This window comes from Streptomyces adustus (assembly GCF_009377175.1).
GTDB classification, from domain to species: domain Bacteria; phylum Actinomycetota; class Actinomycetes; order Streptomycetales; family Streptomycetaceae; genus Streptomyces; species Streptomyces adustus.
The window spans coordinates 49,113-70,891 of sequence record NZ_VJZD01000011.1; the positions used below are offsets into that span (position 1 = coordinate 49,113).

At 70.5% G+C, this 21,779-nt stretch carries 20 protein-coding genes; 11 read left to right on the forward strand and 9 right to left on the reverse strand.

The genetic code is table 11. The annotated features are described in order from the left end of the window. Positions 1-73: 73 nt before the first annotated feature. From pdhA to FNH09_RS04760, 3 genes are read left to right on the forward strand one after another with little or no spacing between them, the layout of a single operon-like run. A complete protein-coding gene (pdhA, locus tag FNH09_RS04750; protein WP_162468117.1) occupies positions 74-1,246 on the forward strand; it encodes a pyruvate dehydrogenase (acetyl-transferring) E1 component subunit alpha in 1,173 nt (390 codons plus the stop codon). A 2-nt stretch (positions 1,247-1,248) separates the two neighbouring features. Then, positions 1,249-2,229, forward strand: coding sequence for an alpha-ketoacid dehydrogenase subunit beta (locus FNH09_RS04755; protein ID WP_152885452.1), 981 nt, complete (start codon positions 1,249-1,251; stop codon positions 2,227-2,229). Between the two features lie 10 nt (positions 2,230-2,239). Next, positions 2,240-3,694, forward strand: a complete 1,455-nt coding sequence (locus FNH09_RS04760; RefSeq protein WP_162468118.1) for a 2-oxo acid dehydrogenase subunit E2 — start codon at positions 2,240-2,242, stop codon at positions 3,692-3,694. Positions 3,695-3,785: 91 nt separating this feature from the next. Here the strand turns inward: FNH09_RS04760 and FNH09_RS04765 are convergent, their stop codons facing one another. Together FNH09_RS04765 and FNH09_RS04770 are read right to left on the reverse strand one after the other, a co-directional pair. Further along, positions 3,786-4,805, reverse strand: a complete 1,020-nt coding sequence (locus tag FNH09_RS04765) for a BRO-N domain-containing protein (protein WP_152885453.1) — start codon at positions 4,803-4,805, stop codon at positions 3,786-3,788. 148 nt (positions 4,806-4,953) lie between these two features. Then, on the reverse strand, positions 4,954-5,856 hold the full coding sequence (locus FNH09_RS04770; RefSeq protein WP_152885454.1) for a D-alanyl-D-alanine carboxypeptidase family protein: 903 nt from the start codon (positions 5,854-5,856) through the stop codon (positions 4,954-4,956). Positions 5,857-6,077: 221 nt separating this feature from the next. Here FNH09_RS04770 and FNH09_RS04775 point away from each other — a divergent pair, with 221 nt between their 5' ends. Both FNH09_RS04775 and FNH09_RS04780 read left to right on the forward strand, forming a co-directional pair. Beyond that, positions 6,078-6,728: a GntR family transcriptional regulator gene (locus FNH09_RS04775; RefSeq protein ID WP_152885455.1), complete on the forward strand. Its 651-nt coding sequence runs from the start codon at positions 6,078-6,080 to the stop codon at positions 6,726-6,728. After that, on the forward strand, positions 6,725-8,035 hold the full coding sequence (locus FNH09_RS04780) for an MFS transporter (protein WP_152885456.1): 1,311 nt from the start codon (positions 6,725-6,727) through the stop codon (positions 8,033-8,035). Before FNH09_RS04775 ends, FNH09_RS04780 begins: the two co-directional genes overlap by 4 nt. Before the next feature lie 129 nt (positions 8,036-8,164). Here FNH09_RS04780 and FNH09_RS04785 read toward each other — a convergent pair whose 3' ends face one another. After that, a complete protein-coding gene (locus FNH09_RS04785) occupies positions 8,165-8,989 on the reverse strand; it encodes a maleylpyruvate isomerase family mycothiol-dependent enzyme (RefSeq protein WP_162468119.1) in 825 nt (274 codons plus the stop codon). A gap of 214 nt (positions 8,990-9,203) precedes the next feature. On the opposite strand from FNH09_RS04785, the gene FNH09_RS04790 reads away from it, so the two are divergent. Further along, positions 9,204-10,001, forward strand: a complete 798-nt coding sequence (locus FNH09_RS04790; RefSeq protein WP_162468120.1) for a nitrilase-related carbon-nitrogen hydrolase — start codon at positions 9,204-9,206, stop codon at positions 9,999-10,001. Between the two features lie 118 nt (positions 10,002-10,119). On the opposite strand, the gene FNH09_RS04795 is transcribed toward FNH09_RS04790, so the two are convergent. After that, a complete protein-coding gene (locus FNH09_RS04795; RefSeq protein WP_152885457.1) occupies positions 10,120-10,614 on the reverse strand; it encodes an LURP-one-related/scramblase family protein in 495 nt (164 codons plus the stop codon). Between the two features lie 203 nt (positions 10,615-10,817). On the opposite strand from FNH09_RS04795, the gene FNH09_RS04800 reads away from it, so the two are divergent. Both FNH09_RS04800 and FNH09_RS04805 read left to right on the forward strand, forming a co-directional pair. Beyond that, entirely contained in the window at positions 10,818-11,678 is an 861-nt protein-coding gene (locus FNH09_RS04800; RefSeq protein ID WP_152885458.1) for a calcium-binding protein, read from the forward strand. A gap of 86 nt (positions 11,679-11,764) precedes the next feature. Next, complete coding sequence (locus FNH09_RS04805) at positions 11,765-13,600, forward strand: NHL domain-containing thioredoxin family protein (RefSeq protein WP_152885459.1); 1,836 nt, start codon at positions 11,765-11,767, stop codon at positions 13,598-13,600. A gap of 54 nt (positions 13,601-13,654) precedes the next feature. Here FNH09_RS04805 and FNH09_RS47535 read toward each other — a convergent pair whose 3' ends face one another. The 5 genes from FNH09_RS47535 to FNH09_RS04825 form a co-directional block, all read right to left on the reverse strand. Beyond that, complete coding sequence (locus tag FNH09_RS47535; RefSeq protein WP_202919593.1) at positions 13,655-13,819, reverse strand: hypothetical protein; 165 nt, start codon at positions 13,817-13,819, stop codon at positions 13,655-13,657. Between the two features lie 46 nt (positions 13,820-13,865). Beyond that, on the reverse strand, positions 13,866-15,032 hold the full coding sequence (locus FNH09_RS04810; RefSeq protein ID WP_338017469.1) for a glycosyltransferase family 2 protein: 1,167 nt from the start codon (positions 15,030-15,032) through the stop codon (positions 13,866-13,868). Between the two features lie 199 nt (positions 15,033-15,231). After that, positions 15,232-15,480, reverse strand: coding sequence for a DUF6458 family protein (locus FNH09_RS04815; protein ID WP_152885460.1), 249 nt, complete (start codon positions 15,478-15,480; stop codon positions 15,232-15,234). An 89-nt stretch (positions 15,481-15,569) separates the two neighbouring features. Next, positions 15,570-16,865: a M18 family aminopeptidase gene (locus FNH09_RS04820; RefSeq protein WP_152885461.1), complete on the reverse strand. Its 1,296-nt coding sequence runs from the start codon at positions 16,863-16,865 to the stop codon at positions 15,570-15,572. A 156-nt stretch (positions 16,866-17,021) separates the two neighbouring features. Then, the gene (locus tag FNH09_RS04825) at positions 17,022-18,848 is read right to left on the reverse strand and encodes an acyl-CoA dehydrogenase (RefSeq protein WP_152885462.1); all 1,827 of its coding nucleotides are present in this window, start codon (positions 18,846-18,848) and stop codon (positions 17,022-17,024) included. 143 nt (positions 18,849-18,991) lie between these two features. Here FNH09_RS04825 and FNH09_RS04830 point away from each other — a divergent pair, with 143 nt between their 5' ends. The 3 genes from FNH09_RS04830 (at position 18,992) to FNH09_RS04840 (ending at position 21,732) form a co-directional block, all read left to right on the forward strand. After that, a complete protein-coding gene (locus FNH09_RS04830; protein WP_152885463.1) occupies positions 18,992-19,465 on the forward strand; it encodes an SseB family protein in 474 nt (157 codons plus the stop codon). Between the two features lie 147 nt (positions 19,466-19,612). Beyond that, positions 19,613-20,590 (forward strand): pirin family protein, encoded by a 978-nt coding sequence (locus FNH09_RS04835; protein ID WP_152885464.1) that lies wholly within the window; start codon positions 19,613-19,615, stop codon positions 20,588-20,590. Positions 20,591-20,655: 65 nt separating this feature from the next. Next, positions 20,656-21,732, forward strand: coding sequence for an AI-2E family transporter (locus FNH09_RS04840; protein WP_162468121.1), 1,077 nt, complete (start codon positions 20,656-20,658; stop codon positions 21,730-21,732). Positions 21,733-21,779 lie beyond the last annotated feature (47 nt).

Sequence of the window (21,779 nt, forward strand, 5' to 3'; positions counted from 1 at the left end):
GGCTCCAAAAAGGAGCAGGGGGGAACCCAGCCTGCCGGCAACCCCGGGGGCCGGACCGACGGAGGAGCTACACGTGACCGTGGAGAGCACTGCCGCGCGCAAGCCGCGACGCAGCGCCGGTACCAAGCGCACGAGCGCCGGCAGCACGCCGGACACAGCGGGCGCGGGACCGGAACTGGTCCAGCTGCTGACGCCCGAGGGCAAGCGCGTCAAGAACGCCGACTACGACAAGTACGTCGCCGACGTGACACCCGACGAGCTCCGTGGTCTGTACCGCGACATGGTGCTCACCCGACGCTTCGACGCCGAGGCCACGTCCTTGCAGCGCCAGGGCGAGCTGGGCCTGTGGGCCTCGCTGCTCGGCCAGGAGGCCGCCCAGATCGGCTCCGGCCGCGCCCTGCGCGACGACGACTACGTCTTCCCGACCTACCGCGAGCACGGCGTCGCCTGGTGCCGCGGGGTCGACCCGACCAACCTGCTCGGCATGTTCCGCGGCGTGAACAACGGCGGCTGGGACCCCAACAGCAACAACTTCCACCTGTACACGATCGTCCTCGGCTCGCAGACCCTGCACGCCACCGGCTACGCGATGGGCGTCTCCAAGGACGGCGCGGACTCCGCCGTGCTCGCGTACTTCGGCGACGGCGCCTCCAGCCAGGGCGACGTCAACGAGTCGTTCGTCTTCTCGGCGGTCTACAACGCTCCGGTCGTGTTCTTCTGCCAGAACAACCAGTGGGCGATCTCCGAGCCCATCGAGAAGCAGACCCGCGTCCCGCTCTACCAGCGCGCCCGCGGCTTCGGTTTCCCCGGCGTCCGGGTCGACGGCAACGACGTCCTGGCCTGCCTCGCGGTGACCCGCGCGGCCCTGGAGCGCGCCCGGCACGGCGAGGGACCGACGCTGGTGGAGGCGTTCACGTACCGCATGGCCGCCCACACCACCTCCGACGACCCGACCCGCTACCGCCGCGACGCGGAGCGCGAGGAGTGGGAGGCCAAGGACCCGATCCTGCGCCTGCGGGCCTACCTGGAGAACGAGGGCCACGCCGACGCGGCCTTCTTCGAGGAGCTCGAGACGGAGAGCGAGGCGCTCGGCAAGCACGTCCGCGAGGTCGTCCGGGCCATGCCCGTACCGGAGCACATGGCGATCTTCGACAACGTGTACGCGGACGGGCACGCGCTCGTCGACGAGGAGCGCGCGCAGTTCGCCGCCTACCAGGCGTCCTTCACGGGCGGAGAGGCCGAGTAATCATGGCTGTTCAGACGCTTCCCCTCGCGAAGGCGCTCAACGAGTCGCTGCGCAAGGCCCTGGAGACCGACCCCAAGGTCGTCATCATGGGCCTGGACGTCGGCAAGCTGGGCGGAGTCTTCCGGATCACCGACGGCCTCCAGAAGGACTTCGGCGAGGACCGGGTCATCGACACTCCGCTCGCCGAGTCCGGCATCGTCGGCACCGCGATCGGCTTGGCGCTGCGCGGCTACCGGCCGGTCGTGGAGATCCAGTTCGACGGCTTCGTCTTCCCGGCGTACGACCAGATCGTCACCCAGCTCGCGAAGATGCGGGCCCGGTCGCTCGGCGCCGTGAAGGTGCCGGTCGTCATCCGCATCCCGTACGGCGGCGGCATCGGCGCCGTCGAGCACCACTCCGAGTCCCCCGAGTCGCTCTTCGCGCACGTCGCGGGCCTCAAGGTCGTCACCCCGGCGACCCCCTCCGACGCCTACTGGATGCTCCAGCAGGCGATCCAGAGCGACGACCCGGTCATCTTCTTCGAGCCCAAGCGCCGCTACTGGGACAAGGGCGAGGTCGACACCGACGCCATCCCGGGCGAGCTGCACAAGGCCCGCGTCGCCCGCGAGGGCACGGACCTCACGCTGGTCGCGTACGGCCCGATGGTCAAGACGTGCCTGGAGGTCGCCGCCGCGGCCGCCGAGGAGGGCAAGTCCCTGGAGGTCGTGGACCTGCGCTCGATCAGCCCGCTGGACTTCGACACCATCCAGGCCTCGGTCGAGAAGACCCGCCGCCTGGTCGTGGTCCACGAGGCGCCCGTGTTCTTCGGCTCCGGCGCGGAGATCGCCGCCCGGATCACGGAGCGCTGCTTCTACCACCTGGAGGCTCCGGTGCTCAGGGTCGGCGGCTACCACGCCCCGTACCCGCCGGCCCGCCTGGAGGAGGAGTACCTGCCGGGCCTGGACCGGGTGCTCGACGCCGTCGACCGTGCCCTGGCGTACTGAGGAGAGGGTCGTGACGACGATGACCGAAGGGTCCGTACGCGAGTTCAAGATGCCCGACGTGGGCGAGGGACTCACCGAGGCCGAGATCCTCAAGTGGTATGTCCAGCCCGGCGACACGGTGACGGACGGCCAGGTGGTGTGCGAGGTCGAGACCGCCAAGGCGGCCGTCGAACTCCCCATCCCCTACGACGGAGTGGTCCGCGAACTGCGGTTCCCCGAGGGAACCACGGTGGACGTGGGCACGGCGATCATCGCGGTGGACGTGGCGGGCGGGGCTGCCCCCGTCGAGATCCCGGCGCCCGCCGCCGCGCAGCAGGAGGAGTCCCCGGCACCCGAGGAGCCGGCGGCGCCGGCCCGCACGCCGGTCCTCGTGGGCTACGGCGTGGCCACCTCCTCCACCCGGCGGCGCCCCCGCAAGGGCACGCAGGCCCCGGGCCAGGAGACCCGGACCGCTCAGCCGGTTCCGGCGGCTGCCGCGGCGATCCAGGGCGAGCTGAACGGCGCGGGCGGCCCGGCCGCCACCGCCGGGCAGCGTCCGCTGGCCAAGCCCCCGGTGCGCAAGCTGGCCAAGGACCTGGGCGTGGACCTGGCGCAGGTGGTTCCGTCCGGTCCGGACGGCATCGTCACGCGCGAGGACGTGCACGCGGCGGCCGCCGCCGCGCAGGCCCCGGCCGTCGCCGCTCCGGTGGCCCCGGCGGCTCCCGTTCCGGCCGCCGCCCCGGCGCCGGTGCAGGCCCCGGCGCCGGTCGCGGCGTACGACACCGCCCGCGAGACCCGGATCCCGGTCAAGGGGGTCCGCAAGGCGATCGCGCAGGCCATGGTCGGTTCCGCGTTCACCGCGCCGCACGTCACGGAGTTCGTGACGGTCGACGTGACCCGCACGCTGAAGCTCGTCGAGGAGCTGAAGCAGGACAAGGAGATGCAGGGCCTGCGGGTGAACCCGCTGCTGCTGATCGCCAAGGCCCTGCTGGTCGCGATCAAGCGCAACCCGGACGTCAACGCGTCCTGGGACGAGGCCAACCAGGAGATCGTGCTCAAGCACTACGTCAACCTGGGCATCGCGGCGGCCACCCCGCGCGGTCTGATCGTGCCGAACATCAAGGACGCGCAGACGAAGACGCTGCCGCAGCTGGCCGAGGCACTGGGCGAGCTGGTGTCGACGGCGCGCGAGGGCAAGACCTCGCCGACGGCGATGCAGGGCGGGACGGTGACGATCACCAACGTCGGCGTCTTCGGCGTCGACACCGGTACGCCGATCCTCAATCCGGGTGAGTCCGCGATCCTCGCGGTCGGTGCGATCAAGCTCCAGCCGTGGGTCCACAAGGGCAAGGTGAAGCCTCGCCAGGTCACCACGCTGGCCTTGAGCTTCGACCACCGACTGGTCGACGGCGAACTGGGATCGAAGGTGCTCGCGGATGTCGCGGCGATCCTGGAAGAACCGAAAAAGCTGATCACCTGGGCATGACGGTCGCCTCGACCGGATAGGCTCGACGCAGAGAGGGGCCGGCCGCAACTTTGGTTTGCGACCGTCCCCTCTCTGCTGTTCCGGGTCCGGGTCAGGGACGGTTCAGCACGTAGATCGGCGCCCCGTCCTCGCTTGCGCCCCGCGAGTGGATGCAGGCGTGCTTGCGCAGCATCCGCAGGCTGTCGTTCACCCGGTGCACCGAGAGCCCCGTACGGGCCGCGATGGACTCCAGCGGTTGACGCAGCTCACCCGTCTCGACCAGGACCGGGACGATCGCCACCGCCACCGCCCACACGTCCGACGTCACGGACAGCCGCTGCCGCCAGTCGGCCAGCACGGACTCGGTGGTCGGGTTCACCGGGACGGTCGCAGCGGGCGCCGGACGGTCGAGGGCCAGGGCGTCGAGCCGGTTCGCGATGCGTTCCATGGCCAGCGCCACGGCCTGCTGCGCCGCGAGGGCCTCGCGCTGCATCTCCACCAGGGTGCGCTGCATCTCCATCATGTTCGTCTGGAGGTCCACCGCGGTGTGCTGGAGATCCACCGTGGTGCGTTGCAGGGCGAGCGACTCCTGCCGGGCGACGGCGAGTTGCTCGTCCGCCTGGATGTTGCGCTCCTCCAGCCGGACGATGGCATCGGCGATCTGCTCCGGCATGGCGTACGCGATGGGGGCGCCGGGTGCGGAGGGCTGCACCTCGGCCTCCTCCAGCGTGTAGGAACCATCGCGCTGGACGGTCTCGATCACCTCGGCGCACCACTGCTTGAAGGGTTCGCAGGCGGGCTTGGTGCAGCCGTTGACGAGGAGGATCAGGCCTTGGAGATCGATGAGCTGCAAGTCTCGGCGCCAGCCCCTGCCTGGGGGAATGCTGAGACCGTAACTTCCAGTGACGGTCTCGAGATTGTCTCGATGTTCTTCGGGTACATGATCGGAAAGAGCCTTCCGCGAGTTGGCGTACCCCAACTCCTTGCACACGTCGACCGCAGGGAACCAGTGCGCTCCGCCGGGCAGGGTCAGCCGGCGGACCCGGGCGCCCGTGGCCGCGTAGACGAAGTCGCCGACGTCGATCGCGTCGTGCCGCTTGCCCGCGTCGGGCCTCTTGCCGGGTTCATTCATGTGAACCACCTCCGCTGCGGAACGTAGAGCGGAGCAAATCGAATATGCCAGCCAGCGCAATGATGTTCACCGGTGCGGGTGAAATCGGGCGGGAAACACCGAGGGGGTCCTTCCGCCGCCGCGGAAGGACCCCCTCGATCTGTGTGCGTCAGGCCAGCTTCGCGAAGCCGTAGTTGAGGAGCTTCGTGGCGTCCGTGGCACGCTGCGTGGCGTTGGTGTCGGCGAGGATCGTGCCGATGACGGTCTTGCCGTTCCGGGTCGCGGCGAAGACGAGGCAGTACTTCGCCTCGACGCCGGAGCCGGTCTTCACACCGATGGCACCGCTGTAGCTGCTGAGCAGCGTGTTCGTGTTCGTCCACGCGGCCATGGTGCGGGTGCTGCCGGTCTTGGTGATCGTCTTGGCCGTGTACGACTTGGTCTTGACGATCGCGCGGAAGTTGGCGCTCTTCATCGCGTTGCTGGCGAGCTTCGTCAGGTCCTTCGCCGTCGAGTAGTTGCCACCGTTGCCGATGCCGTCGAACGAGTCGAAGTGGCTGTTCGTCATGCCGAGGCTCTTGGCGGTGGAGTTCATCTTGGCGAGGAACGACTTCACCCGCAGGGCCCTGGTCGAACCGGTGCCGTACTTGTCGGCCAGCGCGTACGCGGCGTCGCAGCCGGACGGCAGCATCAGACCGTAGAGCAGCTGGCGGACGGTGACCTTGTCACCGACGATCAGGTGGGCGGACGACGCGCCCTTGGCGACGATGTAGTCGCTGTACGCCTTCTGGATGGTGACCTTGGCGTCCAGGTTGAGGTTGGACTGCGAGAGCACGACCTTCGCGGTCATGATCTTCGTGGTGGAACCGGTGGACAGCTTGGTGTCCATGCCCTTGTTGTAGAGCGTCGCACCGTTCGCGTTGTTCATCACATAGCCGGTCTTGCCCATGATCGTCGGCGTGGTGACGGCCTGCGCGGGTGCGGCGGCGAAGGCTCCGGTGGCCAGCACGGCGCCCGCGGTGACGGCTACGGCGGCGACACGGCGGCGACGGATGCCCTTAATGCCCTTTATCAAGTGAGTTACCCCGAATAAGTTGAATGCCCCTGTTGTGCGGCCGAGTTGGCTTGCTACAGCGAGAGGGCCGCAAGTGTGTGACACGTAAGTAGCACAGAAGGTTGTGCGGTTGCTGGGGCCGAATTCCCCGAACGGGTGAAGGGGGAGAGGCCCGTCCGGTCCGGGGTCCGGATGCTGGAACGGGCGCCACCATGCGTACGTGATGTATCTATCCTGTGGGCATGAGCCTGGCCGTCAAACAAGCACCCGCCGCCGACCGCGTCTACAGCCATGTCAAGCAAGCCGTCCTGGAGCGCCGTTACGAGGGCGGCACCCTGCTCACCGAGGGCGAGCTCGCCGAGGCCGTCGGGGTGTCGCGCACCCCCGTGCGTGAGGCGCTGCTGCGACTGGAGGCCGAGGGGCTGCTCAAGCTCTACCCGAAGAAGGGCGCCCTGGTCCTGCCGGTCTCCGCGCAGGAGATCGCCGACGTCGTGGAGACCAGACTGCTGGTCGAGGAGCACGCGGCGCGCAAGGCCGTGCCCGCCCCCGCCGGTCTCGTCGAACGGCTGGAGGGGCTGCTGGCCCGGCAGAAGGCCCAGGCCGCCGCCGGGGACCTGGCGGGCGCCGCCGTCACCGACCGCTGCTTCCACGCGGAGATCGTCCGCAGCGGCGGCAACGAGATCCTCTCCCGCCTCTACGACCAGCTCCGCGACCGCCAGCTGCGGATGGGCGTGGCGGTGATGCACTCCCACCCCGACCGGATCGCCAAGACCCTCACCGAGCACGAGGAGATCCTCGGCGCGCTGCGCGCGGGGGACGCGGAGGCGGCCGTCTCCCTGGTCCACCGGCACATCGGCTGGTTCTCCCATCTGGCCCGGGGCGAGGTCCGATGAGCGGCGGATCCAGGCCGGCGGCCGTGCTCCCCTCGGACCCGCCGGGCGGCCGCCGCGCCGTGGCCGTCTGGTCCATCGGCGTCGCCGTCTACTTCGTCGCCGTCATCTTCCGAACGTCCCTGGGAGTGGCCGGACTCGACGCCGCCGACCGCTTCCACGTGGGCGCCTCCGCGCTGTCCACGTTCTCCATCCTCCAACTGCTGGTGTACGCGGGCATGCAGATACCCGTGGGGCTCCTGGTGGACCGGCTCGGTACCAGGAAGGTGCTGACCATCGGCGTCGTGCTGTTCACGGCCGGGCAGCTGGGCTTCGCGTTCTCACCGTCGTACGGCACGGCGCTCGCGTCGCGGGCGCTGCTCGGGTGCGGTGACGCGATGACGTTCATCAGCGTGCTGCGGCTCGGCTCGCGCTGGTTCCCGGCGCGGCGCGGACCGCTGGTCGCGCAGCTCGCGGGTCTGGCCGGCATGGCCGGCAACCTGGTGTCGACGCTGGTGCTGGCCCGGCTGCTGCACGGCATCGGATGGACGGCGGCGTTCGCGGGCAGCGCGCTCGCCGGAGTCGTGGTGCTCGTCCTGCTGCTGCTGTTCCTGGAGGACCACCCCGAGGGGTTCGAGCCGGAGCCGTTCCCGCACCGGGGCGCCGCCTATGTCCGCCGTCAGATCCTCGCGTCCTGGCGGGAGCCGGGGACGCGGCTCGGGCTGTGGGTGCACTTCACCACCCAGTTCCCCGCGATGGTGTTCCTGCTGCTGTGGGGGATGCCGTTCCTGGTCGAGGCACAAGGGCTCAGCCGGGCCACCGCCGGTGAACTCCTCACGCTGGTCGTGCTCTCCAACATGCTGATCGGCCTGGTGTACGGCCAGATCGTGGCCCGGCACCACGAGGCCCGGCTGCCGTTGGCGCTGGGGACGGTGGGGGCCACGGCCGTGGTCTGGGCGGTGACGCTGGCCTGGCCCGGCGCGCACGCGCCGATGTGGCTGCTGATCGTGCTGTGCGCGGTGCTCGGGGCGTGCGGACCGGCGTCGATGCTCGGCTTCGACTTCGCGCGGCCGGCGAATCCGCCGGAGCGGCAGGGAACCGCGTCCGGCATCACGAACATGGGCGGGTTCGTCGCCTCGATGACGACGCTGTTCGCGGTGGGGGTGCTGCTGGACGCCACCGGCGACGACTTCACCGTCGCCTTCTGCGCGGTGTTCGTCCTCCAGGCGCTCGGCGTCTCCCAGATCCTGCGGCTGCGCAGCAGGGCGGCCCGGCGGGAGCGGGAGCGGCTGGTGGCGTCCCGGGTGGAGACGGTGCACGTACCGGTGTGAGCGGGCGGACGGGCGGGTGTCCCCCGCCCGTGGCCGGCCCCACCGGGCCGGCACGCCTCCGCCTCACCGCGTCACCCCGTCATCGCCTCACCGGGGCACCCAGGGTCACTGGATCAGCGAGTCACCGCGTCAGCGGGTGACCGCGAAGTTCCGCAGGATCGCCTCGGTGAGTTCCGGGTCGCCCTCCGTCTTGATCCGGTCTGCCATCGCGTCCGCGGACACCCGGCCGCAGGCCAGCCGCACGAAGGTCTCCCAGTCGAGGCCGATGGTGGCGGCGGGGCCGAGGGCGGGTGCCGTCTCCAGGGTGCCGCGGCCCTGGATGTCGACGCGGATCGTGCGCAGGAACTCGACGGGGCCGTGCACGTCGAGGACGACCGCCGAACTGCGCGGAGCCTGCGCCTTGTCGGCCACGACCTGGGGGAGTCCGGCGAGCAGCACGTCGCGGGCGATGTGCGCGCCGGGGGAGTCGAGGTTGCCCGGACGGCCGAGGGCGGCCCGGAGGTCCTGCTCGTGCACCCAGACGTTGAACGCGTGGGTGCGCATGGACTCCTCGAGGGTGACCTCGGTGCTGAGGTGGCCGCGCACCTTCGTACCGGGATCGCGGGACTCGTTGCGCAGCTGGCGGTTGCGGCGGATGACCGTGTACTCCAGCTCCGACGTCATCTCCGGCGCCGTGTGGTGGCGGCGGACGTCGACCTGCATCTCCATGTAGCGCTGGTGCTCGTTGGTGACGTGGAACAGGTCCCGGGGCAGGGTGTGGATGGGACGCGGGTCGCCCAGCATCTCGCAGTCCAGGCCGATCACATGCGAGACGACGTCCCGGATCGACCACCCCGGGCACGGGGTCCGCCGGTTCCACTCGCCCTCCACGAGCGGCTGGACCAGTTCGGATATCGCGTCGATGGAGTGGGTCCAGGCGTCGGCGTAGGGCTGGAGGGTGGGATGCAGACTCACGGAACGGGACCCCTCGGCGGTTGGTACACGGTTGGTTTACGGCGGCGTTGCCAGCGGGAGGTGACAATCGGTGGGTGCCTTGGCTCCCCCTATTCTCGGCTCCGCTCGAATCGGGGGGACCCCCAAGTTACGCTGCTGCGAGGCACCCCGGCAGTGCTTTCGTGTGACGATCGTAGGCCCGTGTGGACGGCTCGAATGCCAGGACGGTGGTAGTGTGCGCGCCTCTTTGATCCAAGTCGCCGTGGACGAAGGCGAATCGACCGCGTCACGGCGGACCCGGGTGGCCTCTCTGGTACGGGATCAGGCAGGCGTCGCCGACCTGGTGATGCTGCCCGAGCTGTGGACCACGGGCGCCTTCGCCTACCAGCGGTTCGCCGACGAGGCGGAGCCGATCGACGGGCCCACCCACGAGACGATGGCGAAGGCCGCGAGCGACGCGGGCGTGTGGCTGCACGCGGGCTCGATCCCGGAGCGGGATCCGGACGGCTCCCTGTACAACACCTCGCTCCTCTTCTCCCCCTCCGGGGAGCTCACCGCCGCCTACCGCAAGATCCACCGCTTCGGGTTCGACCAGGGCGAGGCCGTGCTCATGGGCGCGGGCACGGAACTGCGCACCGTGCGGCTGGCCGGCACCACGGCCGGTCTGGCCACCTGCTACGACCTCCGTTTCCCCGAACTCTTCCGCGGGCTCGTCGACGCCGGTGCCGAGGTGCTGCTGCTCTCGGCCGGCTGGCCCGAGCGCCGGCGCGCGCACTGGACGCTGCTGGCCCAGGCACGGGCGGTGGAGAACCAGGCGTTCGTGCTCGCGTGTGGAACGGCCGGGACGCATGCGGGAGTTCCCCAGGCGGGTCACTCGATCGTGGTCGATCCCTGGGGCGAGGTGCTCGCCCAGGCGGGCGCCGAGGAGGAGGTCCTCACCGTGGAGTTCGACCCGGCGAAGGTCGCCACGGTCCGCGAGCAGTTCCCCGCCCTGAAGGACCGCGTCCTGGGGCTGGCCGCACCCCGTCACTGAGGAACCGCGTCCCGGGACCGGCCGCACCGCTCCACCGAGGAACCGCGTCCCGGTGCCCGCCGCACCGCTTCGCCCAGGGCCCGGGATCAGTCGTCACCCCTTCACGCAGGGCCCGGGATCAGTCGTCCTCCCGCTCCTGCTCCGCCAGGTGGATCACGCACACCGCCACGACGATCAGCAGCGCCGGATCGGCGTCCTCCCGTACGACGTCGACGCCGTACGTCTCCCGCACGTGCAGCCACCGCCGGGAGACGACGGCGAGCAGTTCGCCGTCGTACTCGACGGCGAACTCGCGGTCGAGGACCTTGCCGCCGACGTCCAGCTCGGTGCCGTCCACGAGGGACACCCGGTAGTGGTTGCGCAGCAGGGAGAGCCGCTTGCGCCGGATCGTCGCGAGCGGCTCTCCGTCCCGCTCGATCGCCATCGTGTCCCGCAGCGTCAGCATCTTGCGGTGGAAGTCGATCAGGACGCGTCCGCGGGCGTCCTTCAGCTCGAAGGTGTCGCGCAGCCGCATCGCCTTGCCGTCGACGAGGAACACCTTCTCGCCGTGCTCGTCCTCGATCCAGTAGTCGTCGCCGAAGCCGAGCAGCCGGTCGCGTACCAGGAATCTCATGCCCCATGGCTTCCCCGGCGCGGGCCCATCGTCACGGAGCGATCACACTCGGTGTCCGGGGTGTCGAATCCGTCGGGCGAAGGGGTGTACGCCGGTTGAACTTCCGTCCGCCGTGCGGTGTTTGTCCAACCATGCGACCGGGGCCCGAGTCGAACGGAGCGTAAGTCGCACAGACGTCGCACGTTCCTCCCGGAGGTTTCGTCATGTCTTCTCGCTCAGCCCGTCGCCGGGCGACCCGCGCCGTCCCGGCCGCCGCGGCGGTCCTCGGCGCCGCCCTGGCCGCCGCGTTCACCCTGACCGGGACCGCGGGCGCCGCGCCGTCGACGGCCACCGCCGCGGTCAATTCGTACGACTGGCAGCTCACCTACCGGGCCGCCGCGGGCCAGGCCAACAAGGCCATCGTCACCGCGTCGCTCACCGCGGACCGCACGGGCATCACCTACGTGATCGACGACGTCGTCGCGATCGGCGCGGGCCACGGCTGCGCGTACCCCGCCGCCGCGGACCGCACGAAGGTGTCCTGCACGGTCACCCTCATGGACAGCCAGGACCCGTACGCCGCCCTGGTCATGAATCTCGGCGACCGCGACGACACGGTCGCGTACAAGAACGCCACCGGCCAGATCTACTTCTACGCCGAGATCTCGCTGGGCGCCGGCAACGACAGACTGACCGACTCCGGCCGTCTCGACGGCACCTACGCCTCGGGCGACGCGGGCGACGACACCCTCACGGTGGGCGCGGAAGCGCTGGCCTGGGGCGGCGACGGCAACGACACGATCCGGGCGAGCGGCGGCGACAACATCGTCCGGGGCGGCCGGGGCAACGACGTGCTGTACGGCGGCCCGGGGAGCCAGCACCTCTACGGCGACGACGGCAACGACCGGCTCCACGGCGGGAGCGCGGCCGACACGCTGTACGGCGGCAAGGGCAACGACCTTCTGTACGGCGACAGCGGCGACGACGTCCTGTACGGCAACAGCGGCAACGACAGGCTGTACGGCGGCCCGGGCCGGGACGCGCTGTCCGGGGGGCCGGGCGCGGATGTGATCCACCAGAACTGATCCCCCGCCGGCCGCCCTGCCCGCCGCCCCGGCGCGGTGGGCAGGGCGGGACCACGCCCCAGCAGCGGTGATGGCACTCTGGGATCATGAGCGACTCCTCTCCCCGCCGCGTCCGTGTCCGCGCCCCCGAACTGCTGGGCAAGGGCGGCTGGCTCAACACGGGCGGCAAGCAGCTCGGCCTCGCGGAGCTCCGGGGCCGTATCGTCATCGTCGATTTCTGGACCTTCTGCTGCATCAACTGCCTGCATGTTCTCGACGAGCTGCGGGAGCTGGAGGAGAAGCACCGGGACACCGTGGTGATCGTCGGGGTCCACTCGCCGAAGTTCGTGCACGAGGCCGAGCACCAGGCGGTCGTGGACGCGGTCGAGCGCTACGGGGTGGAGCACCCCGTGCTCGACGACCCGGAGCTCGCCACCTGGAAGCAGTACGCGGTACGGGCCTGGCCGACGCTGGTCGTGATCGACCCCGAGGGGTACGTCGTCGCGCAGCACGCCGGCGAGGGACACGCGCACGCGATCGCGCGGCTCGTCGAGGAGCTGGAGGCCGAGCACGAGGCGAAGGGCACGCTGCGCCGCGGCGACGGGCCGTACGTGGCGCCGGAGCCCGAGCCGACGGTGCTGCGCTTCCCCGGCAAGGCGCTGCTGCTGCCCTCCGGGACCTTCCTGGTCAGCGACACGACCCGGCATCAGCTGGTGGAGCTCGCCGAGGACGGCGAGACGGTCCTGCGGCGCATCGGATCGGGGGCGCGCGGCTTCGCGGACGGCACGGCGGACACGGCGACCTTCAACGAGCCGCAGGGCCTGACGCTGCTGGACGGGGACGTCGTCGTCGCCGACACCGTCAACCACGCCCTGCGGCGCCTGGATCTTGCGACCGGCGAGGTGACGACCCTCGCGGGCACCGGCCGCCAGTGGTGGCAGGGCTCGCCGTCGTCCGGACCGGCCCGCGAGGTCGACCTGTCCTCGCCGTGGGACGTGGCCGTCTTCGGCGGCCGGGTGTGGATCGCGATGGCGGGCGTCCACCAGCTGTGGGCGTACGACCCCGCCGCCGGGACCGTCGCCGTCGCGGCGGGGACGACCAACGAGGGGCTGGTCGACGGGCCGGGGGCCGAGGCCTGGTTCGCCCAGCCCTCCGGGCTCGCGGCCACCGCCGACCGGCTGTGGCTCGCCGACTCCGAGACGTCCGCGCTGCGCTGGGTGGACCTCGACGGCGTCGTCCACACGGCCGTGGGCACCGGCCTGTTCGACTTCGGGCACCGGGACGGGGCCGCCGGGCAGGCGCTGCTCCAGCACCCGCTGGGGGTGACCGCGCTGCCCGACGGTTCGGTCGCCGTCGCCGACACCTACAACCATGCGCTGCGCCGCTACGACCCCGCGACCGGCGAGGTGAGCACGCTGGCCACGGATCTGCGGGAGCCGAGCGACGCCGTGCTGGTCGGCGAGGACATCGTGGTGGTGGAGTCGGCCCGGCACCGGCTGACCCGGCTGCGGCTGCCGGAGGAGGCGGTGCGGGTGGAGTCGGTCGCCCACCGCACACAGCGTGCGGCCACCGAGGTGCGGCCCGGCAGGCTGCGGCTGGACGTGATCTTCCAGGCTCCGGCGGGCCAGAAGCTGGACACCCGCTACGGTCCCTCGACCCGGCTGCTGGTCTCCTCGACCCCGCCCGGACTGCTGCTGGCGGGAGAGGGCGCGGACACGGACCTCTCGCGCACGCTGGAGCTGGACCCGGCGGTCACCGAGGGCGTGCTGCACGTCTCGGCGATGGCCGCGTCGTGCGACGACGACCCGGCCAACGAGTACCCGGCCTGCCATGTGCACCAGCAGGACTGGGGAGTTCCGGTCCGCCTCACCGAAGGCGGGGCGGACCGGCTGCCGTTGGTCCTGGCCGGCATGGACGACCAGGAGACGGCGCGGGACGCCTGACGGGTCAGGACGTCCGCAGGGCGGACGCCCCGGAAGACCGGGGCGTCCGGCGGTTCAGCGGCGGCGCGGGCGCGGCGCCAGCTTGTACAGGGCCACTCCGGCCGCCACCAGCGTGGTGGCGGCCACCATCAGGGCCATGCTGTTCATCCACATCCCGGTGGCGGCCAGCGTGGCCCCTCCGGCACCGGTGGTGCCGACGCCTATCACTCGTCCGTACATGGTGGTTCTCCTTGGTGCTCATGTGCTGTCGGAAGGTGTGGGGGGCTCAGGTGGCCACCCACTTCTCCTCGCTGCGGCGCAACAGGCCCCACAGCGAGGCGAAGTAGACGGCGTGCTGGAACAGGTCGTAGAGCATCTCCGGGATCATCAGCAGCGCCACCAGGAGTGCCTTGGGGCCGGCGTGACGGACGGAGACGGTCTTCTCGACCACGAAGATCAGGCCGATCGAGGTCCAGAACGGGGACAGGCCGGGCAGGCCGTAGAGCGTCGTGCACGCGATCATGAAGGTCAGATAGACCAGGAAGGACAGCGCGCCGAAGCCCATCAGGAACTGCTGGACGAAGTAGCGGGCGGTGACCCGGGTCCAGCCGTAGTCGCGGAGGTTCTCCAGCGCTCCGCGCTGCCAGCGCAGCCGCTGGTGCCACAGCTTGGGCAGGGTGGGCATGACCTCGGTGACGACCTCGCAGCCGGCCGGGGACATGGCCCGGTAGCCGAGGGTCTTGACCGCCTTGGTCATCTCGTCGTCCTCGGTGAGCGAGGCGAGGCTGTAGTAGCTGTTGCCGCCGCCGATCGTGCCGGCGCGGCGGGCGGCGCGCACCTCGCGCAGCACCCGGGCCCGGAACATGGTCCCGGTGCCGGTCAGCACCTGGGCCTTGCCGCCGGTGCGGTCCAGCTCCCAGGCGTAGCGGTGGAACTCCATGCGCTGGAGCAGGCCGAGGAGCCCGCCGCCCTCCTCGCCGTAGAAGACACCGCCGACGGCGCCGACCTTGCGGTTGAAGGTGCCGATGGCGGTCTCGGTGAACCAGGGGTTCAGCACGGTGTCCGCGTCCTGCACCAGCAGCAGGTCGCGGTCGTCGAGGTGGGGCAGGATCCAGGCGATGGCCTGGTTGAGGGCACCGGCCTTCTTGTGGGTGTTGCCCTGGGTGTGGAAGACCTGTGCGCCGTGGGCGGTGGCCACGGCGGCGGTGTCGTCGGTGCAGTTGTCGGCGACCACCACGATGAGGTCGGGGCGCCGGTTCTGCCGCCACAGGCCGTCGATGGCGTCGGCGATGCGGTCCTGCTCGTTGTGGGCCGGGATCAGTACCGCGAGCCGGGGGTTGTCGGCCGGTTCCTCGTGCGCGGCGTGCGCGCGGCGGGCGCCGTGACGCCGGGTGCGTGAACCGGTGGTGTGTCCCCTTGCGGCGAGGTCGCCGGATACCGCCAAGTCGTGCACGGCAGAGCTCCCCCGTTGTGGAATTGCATGACTTCATGGCCCCTGAGCCATGAAGTCTTCACGATATCCACATAACTTGACAAGGTGGAGTTATTGCATAGCTCTCCGTGTGTGTTGTCTGTCATACAGGACAGCCATATGGCATGTCTAGGGTCTTTCGTCCCTGGCCTTGATCACGCGCTGTGCCCGTGGGCCTCGGTCACACGCCGTACCCGTCGGAGTAGCCGTCGCGGTGGTGGTGCCGCTCCTCCTCGACGACGGTGGTCGCGGGCGGTACGACCACCCGCCTGCGCCGGGCGATACCGCTGAACGTCGCCACACCGATCAGTCCGACCAGCATCAGGATGATTCCGACCATGTCGAGGTCGACCCCCTGCATGTGCCAGTCGGTGGCGAACGTGAGAATGGCTCCCACCGCGATGAGGATGATGCATCCGCCGAGACCCATCAGGCTCGCCTCCCTGTCCGGACCGGCCGTTCCGGTCCCTGACTGCGGGTACCCCGGCGGACAACACCCATGCTTTGCGTCGGGTGTTGCTAACCCGCCAGGAACGCCACCAGCGCGTTGGCCAGCAGGTGCGGGTCGTCCGCGCCGCACAACTCCCGTGCGCTGTGCATCGACAGGATGGCCACGCCGATGTCGACGGTCCGGATGCCGTGGCGGGCCGCGGTGATCGGGCCGATGGTCGTGCCGCAGGGCATGGAGTTGTTGGAGACGAAGGACTGGAACGGGACGTCCGCCTTCTCGCAGGCGGCGGCGAACACCGCGCGGCCCGTACCGTCGGTGGCGTAGCGGTTGTTGACGTTCACCTTGAGGATGGGGCCGCCGTTGACGCGCGGGTGGTGCGTCGGGTCGTGCCGCTCGGCGTAGTTGGGGTGGACCGCGTGGCCGGTGTCGGAGGAGAGGCAGACGGTGCCGGCGAAGGCACGGGCCCGGTCCTCGTACGACCCTCCGCGGGCGAACACCGAACGCTCCAGCACGCTGCCCAGCAGCGGGCCGTCCGCGCCGGTGTCGGACTGCGAGCCGTTCTCCTCGTGGTCGAAGGCGGCCAGGACGGGGATGTACGGCAGGTCGTCCCGGGCCGCCACCGCCGCCAGCGCCGCGGTGCCGGCGTGCACCGACAGCAGGTTGTCCATCCGCGGCCCGGCCACGAGGTCCTTGTCGCGGCCCAGGTAGGCGGGCGCCTCCACGGAGTGCACCATCAGGTCCCAGCCGGTCACCTCACCCGCGCCGAGCCCCGCCTCCTCCTCCGCGAAGGCGATCAGGTCGCCGTCGCGCACCCGGTCGCCGAGGCCCCAGACGGGCTGGAGGTGACGCTGCTTGTCGAGCTTGAGACCGTCCGAGTTGACCGCGCGGTCGAGGTGGATGGCGAGCTGCGGCACACGCAGCAGCGGCCGGTCGACGTTGACCAGACGCGTCGAGCCGTCCCGCAGCGTGAGCCGTCCCGCCAGGCCCAGGTCGCGGTCGAGCCAGGAGTTGAGCAGCGGACCGCCGTAGATCTCCACGGCCACCTGCCGCCAGCCGTGCGCACCGGTGTCGGGCAGCGGCTTGACCCGCAGGTTGGGCGAGTCGGTGTGGGCCCCGACGATCCGGAAGGGGGTGTGCGGCGCGGCGCCCGCGGGGACGTACCAGGCCACGATGGCGCCGCCGCGCAGCACGTACTTGCCGCCGCTCGTCCCGTCCCAGGCGTCCGTCTCCGAGACCTGCCGGAAGCCGGCCTTCTCCAGCCGCTCGGCGGCGTTCGCCACCGCGTGGTACGGCGACGGGCTCGCGCTCAGGAAGGTCATGAGGTCGTCGGTGTGGCCGCGGTCGAAGCGGGAGGGTTCGCTCATGGGTTCACCTTAACGACGGACGAGGGCCCGCTCCCCATCACTGGGAACGGGCCCTCGTGAGGGCTTGGTGGAGCTGATTCCGTACGGCCCGGGACCGGCGTGGACCGTCGCCCGCCCCGGGTGCCGGCGGCGGGCGACAGTGGACGGCGGGAGGGACTAGAACGCGGCCTCGTCCAGCTCCATCAGGTCCAGGTCGACGTCCGTGGCCACCTTGCGGGCCAGGGTGACGCCGGGCAGGACGTTGGCCGCGAAGAACTTCGCCGCCGCGATCTTGCCGGTGTAGAAGGCCTGGTCCTTGGCGGAGGCCGTCTCCAGCTTCTCCGCGGCGACCGCGGCGCCCTTGAGCAGCAGGTAGCCGACGACCACGTCGCCGGAGGCCATCAGCAGGCGGGTGGTGTTCAGGCCCACCTTGTAGATGTTCTTGACGTCCTGCTCGGTCGAGGCGAGGTCGGTCAGCATCAGGCCGACGATGGCCTCCAGCTCGACGGCCGCCTTGGCCAGGTGGTCGCGGGCGCCCGCGAGGTCCTCGCCGCCGGTGCCCAGCGCCAGGAACTTCTTGATGTCCTCGGCGAGGGTGTTCAGCGCCGCGCCCTGGTTGCGGACGATCTTCCGGAAGAAGAAGTCCTGGCCCTGGATCGCCGTGGTGCCCTCGTACAGGGTGTCGATCTTGGCGTCGCGGATGTACTGCTCGATCGGGTATTCCTGGAGGAAGCCGGAGCCGCCGAAGGTCTGGAGCGACTGGGCGAGCTGCTCGTAGCCCTTCTCGGAGCCGTAGCCCTTGACGATCGGCAGGAGGAGGTCGTTCAGGGCCTCGGCGGCGGAGGTGTCCTCGCCGGCGGCCTCCTTGATCTGGATCTCGTCCTGGACCGCGGCCGTGTACAGGACCAGGGCGCGCATGCCCTCGGCGTACGCCTTCTGCGTCATGAGCGAGCGGCGCACGTCGGGGTGGTGCGTGATGGTGACCTTGGGCGCGGTCTTGTCCATGAAGTTCGCGAGGTCGGTGCCCTGGACGCGCTCCTTGGCGTACTCCAGCGCGTTCAGGTAGCCCGTCGACAGCGTGGAGATGGCCTTCGTGCCGACCATCATGCGGGCGAACTCGATGATGCGGAACATCTGGCGGATGCCGTCGTGCTTGTCGCCGATCAGCCAGCCCTTGGCGGGGTGGCGGTCGCCGAAGGTCATCTCGCAGGTGTTGGAGGCCTTGAGGCCCATCTTGTGCTCGACGTTCGTCGCGTACACGCCGTTGCGCTCGCCCAGCTCGCCGGTCTCGAAGTCGAACTCGTACTTCGGGACGAGGAAGAGGGACAGGCCCTTGGTGCCGGGGCCGTGGCCCTCGGGGCGGGCGAGGACGTAGTGGAGGATGTTCTCCTCCATGTCGTGCTCACCGGAGGTGATGAAGCGCTTCACGCCCTCGATGTGCCAGGAGCCGTCCTCCTGCTGGATCGCCTTGGTGCGGCCGGCGCCCACGTCCGAGCCGGCGTCGGGCTCGGTGAGGACCATGGTGGAGCCCCAGCGCTTCTCGACGGCCATCGCGGCGATGTGCTTCTGGACGTCGTTGCCCTCCTCGAAGAGGATGCCCGCGAACGCGGGGCCGGAGGAGTACATCCAGACCGCCGGGTTCGCGCCGAGGATCAGCTCCGCGTACGCCCAGATCAGGGAGCGGGGCGAGGTGGAGCCGCCGATCTCCTCGGGCACGCCGAGGCGCCAGTACTCGGAGTCCATGAACGCCTTGTACGACTTCTTGAAGGAGGCCGGCACCGGGGCGGTGTTCGTCTCCGGGTCGAAGACCGGCGGGTTGCGGTCGGCGTCGGCGAAGGACTCGGCCAGCTCGTTCTCCGCCAGGCGGGTCAGCTCGGCGAGGACGCTCTTGGCGGTCTCGGTGTCCATCTCCTCGAACGGGCCGCTGCCGTACAGCTTGTCGCGACCGAGCACCTCGAAGAGGTTGAACTCGATGTCGCGGAGATTCGACTTGTAGTGCCCCATGGCGACGGCTCCGTAGAGGGATCGGCGAGGCGCTGAATCCTCGCGACTGTTTCACTTACCAACAAGTAGCTCCGATGATGCTACCCGTCAGTAATAAGATGCAACCCCGAGCGGGTCATCTGTGACTCGTTACTCTTTGGGGCATGTACGGCTACGACCAGAGCGCGGGTGCCCAGCAGGGGTATGCCTCGCCGCAGCAGCAGATGCCCGGCGGTGTCGGCGGTTACGGCCAGCAGCCGCCGCTCTACCCGGAACCGTCGCCCCCCTCCCTGGTGGACGCGGTCCGCGCCTTCACCACGGGTCAGGTGGCCGCCGAGGACTTCCAGCAGGTGTTCGCGACCTCGAAGGTGTACTGTCCGCGCGGCGACAACCCGGGCTTCCTCGCGCTGCACAACACCCAGCAGCCGGTGATCCCGATGTTCACCTCCCTCAAGGAGCTGCGCCGGTACGCGGGCAAGGAGTCCAAGTACTTCGTGATCACCGGCGCCGAGGTGATCGACCTGCTGCCGACCGGGTACGGCTTCGTCCTCGACATGGAGGGCGAGTACCGGATGGTCTTCGACGCGAAGGCCGTAGAACAGATGGTCGAATTCGCGATGCGCCGCATGTACGGCTGACCGCTCGCCCCGGCCGTCGATCCTGCCGCCCCGGCCGACCTCGATGCCACGACCCGAGCCCGGAGGGAATTCCCTCCGGGCTCTCTCCGTTGAGGGTGGCAGAAAGTTCAACACTCAACTAATCTGGTTGCACAAGGAGGTACCGACATGCCCGCAGTAACCGTCGAGAACCCGTTGACGCTGCCCCGTGTGGCCGCTCCCGCCGACGCGGTGGCCCGCCCCGTGCTCGGCGTCACGACCGCGCCCAGCGGCTTCGAGGGCGAGGGCTTCCCGGTGCGCCGCGCGTTCGCCGGGATCAACTACCGCCACCTCGACCCGTTCATCATGATGGACCAGATGGGCGAGGTGGAGTACGCGCCGGGCGAGCCCAAGGGCACCCCCTGGCACCCGCACCGCGGCTTCGAGACCGTCACCTACATCATCGACGGCGTCTTCGACCACCAGGACTCCAACGGTGGCGGCGGCACCATCACCAACGGCGACACCCAGTGGATGACGGCCGGCTCCGGCCTGCTGCACATCGAGGCGCCGCCGGAGTCCCTGGTCATGTCCGGCGGGCTCTTCCACGGCCTCCAGCTGTGGGTGAACCTTCCGGCCAAGGACAAGATGATGGCCCCGCGCTACCAGGACATCCGCGGCGGCAACGTCCAGCTGCTGACCACCCCCGACGGCGGCGCGCTGCTGCGGGTCATCGCCGGTGAGCTGGACGGCCACCAGGGCCCCGGCATCACCCACACCCCGATCACGATGATCCACGCGACGCTGGCCGCCGGTGCCGAGCTCACCCTGCCGTGGCGCGAGGACTTCAACGGCCTCGCCTACGTGCTGGCCGGGCGGGGTTCGGTGGGCGCCGAGCGCCGGCCGATCAAGCTGGGCCAGACGGCCGTCTTCGGCGCGGGCTCCTCGCTGACCGTGCGCGCCGACGCGCAGCAGGACTCCCACACCCCGGACCTGGAGGTCGTGCTCCTGGGCGGACAGCCCATCCGTGAGCCCATGGCCCACTACGGCCCGTTCGTGATGAACAACCAGAAGGAGCTCCAGCAGGCGTTCGAGGACTTCCAGAAGGGCCGCCTGGGGACCATCCCGGCGGTGCACGGGATGACCGAGGGCGGACCGCAGGCCTGACGCTCCGTCACCCGGGCGGGCCGTTCCGACGGGACGGCCCGCCCACCGCGTGATCGGGTGGAGGTGTGCACCTGCTTCCCGATCCCGCCCGCCGGCTCGCCGCCTGGTGCGCCGTCGTCCTGCTGGTCGCCGGGGTCGGCTACGTCGGGATCCGGCTGTGCGCCGAGTTCCGTGCGGCCGTGACGCCGGTGCTGCTCGCGCTGCTGGGGACCGCGCTGCTCGGCCCGCTGCACCGCCGGCTGGTGAAGGCCGGGGTCAACCGGTCCGTGGCGGCCGTGGTCACCTGCGTCGCCGTGGTGGCCGTGGTCGGCGGCGCCGTGTACATCGTCGTCGCGGCGCTCGTCCACACCGGGGACGAGATCGTCGCCTCGCTCAGGACCGCGGCGCGCAGCATCGCCGACCACTTCGGCGCCGCCGGCACCTCGCTGGACGACCTAGCCGGCCACAGCAGGGAGCTGCTCTCCAAGTTCGGCGGGACCGCCGCCTCCAACGTCATCAGCGGGGTCAGCGTTGTCGGCGAGACCATTGCCATCGCCGTTCTGGCCCTGCTGCTCGTCTTCTTCTTCCTGCGCGACGCCCACCGGGCCGCCCCCGCGCTCAGGTCGCTCGCCCCGCGCGGCACGGCCGACACCGTGGAGGTGATGGCGCGGCGCGCCTTCGAGGCCGTCGAGGGGTTCATGCGCGGGACGACGGTCATCGCGCTGATCGACGCGGTCTGCATCACCGTCGGTCTGCTGATCCTGCGGGTGCCGGGGGCGATCGGGCTCGGCGCGCTCGTCTTCGTCACCGCCTACATCCCCTACCTCGGGGCCTTCCTCTCCGGATCGGTGGCCGTCCTGGTCGCGCTCGCCGAACGCGGATTCGTCATCGCGCTGTGGGCGCTCGGCGTGGTGGTGGGGGTGCAACTGCTGGAGGGGCATGTGCTCCAGCCGGCGATCCAGAGCCGGACCGTGCAGATGCATCCGGCCGCGGTGATGCTGGCTATCACCGCGGGCGCGTCCGTGGCCGGGATCCTCGGGATGCTGATGTCGGTGCCGCTGACGGCCGCCGCCTTCGGGGTCCTGCACGAACTGCGCACCCGTCACCTGTCGGCCGGACCGTCCGAACCTCCGGAGGTGCCGTCCGGGTCGTCGGGGCCGTAGCGCGGGCCCCACGGAGGCGTCGCCCGGGCCGTCGTGGGGGGCGTGCC

Excerpts from the sequence above, each read along its gene's own strand:
- FNH09_RS04755 (WP_152885452.1), top strand. The coding sequence starts at position 1,249 with ATGGCTGTTCAGACGCTTCCCCTCGCGAAGGCGCTCAACGAGTCGCTG.
- FNH09_RS04815 (WP_152885460.1), bottom strand. The coding sequence starts at position 15,480 with ATGGGTCTCGGCGGATGCATCATCCTCATCGCGGTGGGAGCCATTCTC.
- FNH09_RS04795 (WP_152885457.1), bottom strand. The coding sequence starts at position 10,614 with ATGAGATTCCTGGTACGCGACCGGCTGCTCGGCTTCGGCGACGACTAC.
- FNH09_RS04830 (WP_152885463.1), top strand. The coding sequence starts at position 18,992 with ATGTACGGCTACGACCAGAGCGCGGGTGCCCAGCAGGGGTATGCCTCG.
- FNH09_RS04835 (WP_152885464.1), top strand. The coding sequence starts at position 19,613 with ATGCCCGCAGTAACCGTCGAGAACCCGTTGACGCTGCCCCGTGTGGCC.
- FNH09_RS04820 (WP_152885461.1), bottom strand. The coding sequence starts at position 16,865 with ATGAGCGAACCCTCCCGCTTCGACCGCGGCCACACCGACGACCTCATG.
- FNH09_RS47535 (WP_202919593.1), bottom strand. The coding sequence starts at position 13,819 with ATGTACGGACGAGTGATAGGCGTCGGCACCACCGGTGCCGGAGGGGCC.
- FNH09_RS04805 (WP_152885459.1), top strand. The coding sequence starts at position 11,765 with ATGAGCGACTCCTCTCCCCGCCGCGTCCGTGTCCGCGCCCCCGAACTG.
- FNH09_RS04800 (WP_152885458.1), top strand. The coding sequence starts at position 10,818 with ATGTCTTCTCGCTCAGCCCGTCGCCGGGCGACCCGCGCCGTCCCGGCC.
- FNH09_RS04765 (WP_152885453.1), bottom strand. The coding sequence starts at position 4,805 with ATGAATGAACCCGGCAAGAGGCCCGACGCGGGCAAGCGGCACGACGCG.
- FNH09_RS04825 (WP_152885462.1), bottom strand. The coding sequence starts at position 18,848 with ATGGGGCACTACAAGTCGAATCTCCGCGACATCGAGTTCAACCTCTTC.
- FNH09_RS04775 (WP_152885455.1), top strand. The coding sequence starts at position 6,078 with ATGAGCCTGGCCGTCAAACAAGCACCCGCCGCCGACCGCGTCTACAGC.
- FNH09_RS04780 (WP_152885456.1), top strand. The coding sequence starts at position 6,725 with ATGAGCGGCGGATCCAGGCCGGCGGCCGTGCTCCCCTCGGACCCGCCG.